The organism is Vibrio sp. 10N.222.48.A3 (assembly GCF_041475345.1).
Classification (GTDB): Bacteria; Pseudomonadota; Gammaproteobacteria; order Enterobacterales; family Vibrionaceae; genus Vibrio; species Vibrio tasmaniensis_A.
In genome coordinates this window covers 1-2,627 of sequence record NZ_JBFRVX010001254.1, presented here as the reverse complement: position 1 = coordinate 2,627, position 2,627 = coordinate 1, and the positions used below count along the sequence as shown (strand labels likewise).

Annotated in this window: 3 protein-coding genes; 2 read left to right on the top strand and 1 reads right to left on the bottom strand. The window is 43.9% G+C overall.

Going from position 1 to position 2,627, the window contains the following annotated elements; genetic code table 11:
* Window positions 1-106: 106 nt before the first annotated feature.
* Window positions 107-994: a LysR substrate-binding domain-containing protein gene (locus AB4653_RS25445; RefSeq protein ID WP_009846429.1), complete on the bottom strand. Its 888-nt coding sequence runs from the start codon at window positions 992-994 to the stop codon at window positions 107-109.
* Between the two features lie 181 nt (window positions 995-1,175).
* Between AB4653_RS25445 and hisC the strand changes: the two genes are divergently transcribed.
* Together hisC and AB4653_RS25435 are read left to right on the top strand one after the other, a co-directional pair.
* A complete protein-coding gene (hisC, locus tag AB4653_RS25440) occupies window positions 1,176-2,327 on the top strand; it encodes a histidinol-phosphate transaminase (RefSeq protein ID WP_009846430.1) in 1,152 nt (383 codons plus the stop codon).
* A gap of 10 nt (window positions 2,328-2,337) precedes the next feature.
* Window positions 2,338-2,627 (top strand): transporter substrate-binding domain-containing protein (locus AB4653_RS25435; RefSeq protein ID WP_372105613.1); only part of this gene is annotated, 290 nt, incomplete at its 3' end.

The following is a 2,627-nucleotide window of genomic DNA, read 5'->3' as shown; positions in this document are numbered from 1 at the left end:
TACCAATACGCAGCGAGCGTAAAATAGTTTCATTTTGAGAATGGTAAAATTCTCATTATGACGATCTATTAAAGCTACAGTGGGGGCTTACCCAAGATGATTGCCGCTAATCGACGAGCCAATCAACCAGCGTAGATAAGGATGTATTTTGTCGATTCTTGGGTTGCAGTAAGAAGTAACCATTTCCAGAGAAGACACTGCCTTCACTCACTTTCACCAATCTACCCAAATCAATATCTTGCTTGGCCAGCGTGATGTCGCCTATGGCAATACCAAACCCTTGAATGGCTGCGTTCATCGCTTGATCAAGTGTCGCGAATTGTTGGTTGTTCTTACTTGAAAGGTCATGACTTCCTATGTGCTCTAACCAAAGTCGCCAATCACTCTGCTCATTGTTGGCGTGTAACCAAGTGTATTGAGCGAGCTTGTGTGGCTTGATGATAGTAGAAGCGCTACTTACAAGATGGCTTTGCGTAATGCTTTGAGCTTGGCAGACCGGAGCCAGTTGCTCGTTGAACAATAACTGGCTCACTATCGATTGTTGGCTTGGCTTCTTACCATAGGTGATTACGGCGTCAAACGGGTCAAAGCTTGGTTCAAAAACGTGCTTGATGGTCGACGTGAGTTCGACATCAATTTCAGGATAGGCTTGCTGAAAAGACATCAACTTGGGTAGCAGCCAAGAGGTAATACAACTTGGTGCGTTGAGCTTGATCTTCGATGGAGAGCTGGCAACTTGATTTAACGCCGATTGCAGTTGTTGGATGGTATCTTGAATCAGCGGAACCAGTTCTTCTCCCTTAGGTGTTAATGACAACCCGCGAGCATGTCGGTAGAAAAGATCGCACCCGAGACTTTCTTCAAACGACAATACCTGACGACTCACTGCACCTTGCGTAACATTCAGCTCATGTGCCGCTCGCGTAAAATTGAGGTGCCTTGCCGTCGACAAGAACGCGAGCAAGGTTTTAGTTGAAGGAAGTGTGCGATTCATATCTTTACCTATGATTTTTTATCATGGCTATTATGTGATTATTTCGATTCATTTATCAATAGTGTTCTGTTTGAATGTAAGTACTTAATCATCATTTGTGATTTAATATGTGTATAGGTCGCATTTATTGAATATGAAGGCAATGATGAAGACGTTGTGATTTTGTGAAAGGGATAGCTTCTTGACATCTTTTATTGATAGCTTAGTACCTCAGGCTGTAAAAAAATTAATACCTTATCAATCGGCAAGAAGAATTGGTGGTGATGGACGTGTCTGGCTAAACGCCAATGAATTGGAAAGCTCGTTGTTTCAAGGAGAAGCGAGTCACAATCGATACCCAGACTTCTTACCACAAGATATTGCTAAGGCTTACCAAGGTTACTGTGGCACTGATGCCGCGACGGTTGCTGTCCGTGGTGCAGATGAAGCGATTGATTTGCTGATTAGAACATTCTGTAAGCCGGCGAGCGACAACATACTTATCTGTTCTCCAACGTATGCTATGTATGAGTTTTGCGCCGATGCATTGGCGATAAATACCTTGGACTCCCCATTGCAGGAAGACTTCAGCCTTAACGTCGCTGATATAGTGAATAAAGCGGAATTGGCTAATATCGTGTTTCTTTGCTCACCAAACAACCCTACGGGCAATGTGATCCCTAAATTGGATTTGATTCAGGTTCTTGAGGGAACTCAGGGTAAATCTCTGGTTGTGGTGGATGAGGCGTATATTGAGTTTGAACCGCAAACATCAGCGGTGAGTCTTATTGAGCGTTATCCGCATTTGGTTGTGATTCGCACCTTGTCTAAGGCGTTTGGACTCGCAGCCGTACGTTGTGGCTTTATCTTAGCGAGTCAAAATGTGATGCAGTATGTAGCTAAATTAATTCCACCGTATCCGATGCCAGATTGCTCATCTCAAATTGTACTAGACGCATTGTCTGATGAACGAATTGCGTTGATGGAAAGCGCGACGTTAAAGTTGGTCGAATTGCGTAATCGGTTTGCTTGTGAGCTAACGCGGTTTGAATTTATAGAACAGGTTTATCCGTCATCGACCAATTTCGTTTTGCTACGTCAAAAACCGGGGCACCATGTGTTTAGCGTATTGGCGAAGGATGGCATTGTGACAAGGAACCAAAACCACGAACCTGCTTTGCGTAACTGTGTACGAATCAGTATTGGTAGCCAAGAGAGCATGCTAGAAGTGATAACGTCACTAACACGCTACCAAACCGAGCTGCAACAGAATCAACAAGATCAGCAGAAGCGACAGGAGCAACAAGAACAATATATAGAAACTCAAACTCAACTCGATAAAGATCATATCTAGGATGGCAATGATGAAAAAGATAATACTAGGACTCGCTTGTGCGGCAGCTTTACTTGGTACAACGGTACAGGCGAAAGAAATCCGTTTGGCGTCAGACTTTACGTATCCGCCATTCAACTATAAAAACAGTGACGGTGTGCCTGTCGGGTTTGATATTGAGATAGCTGATGCACTGTGTGAGCAAGCCAAACTCGATTGTACTTGGGTTTCACAAAGCTGGGACTCGCTAATTCCAAGCTTATTGGCAAGAAAGTCAGATGTGATTATGGCTTCGATGCGCATTACTGAAGAGCGTAAGCG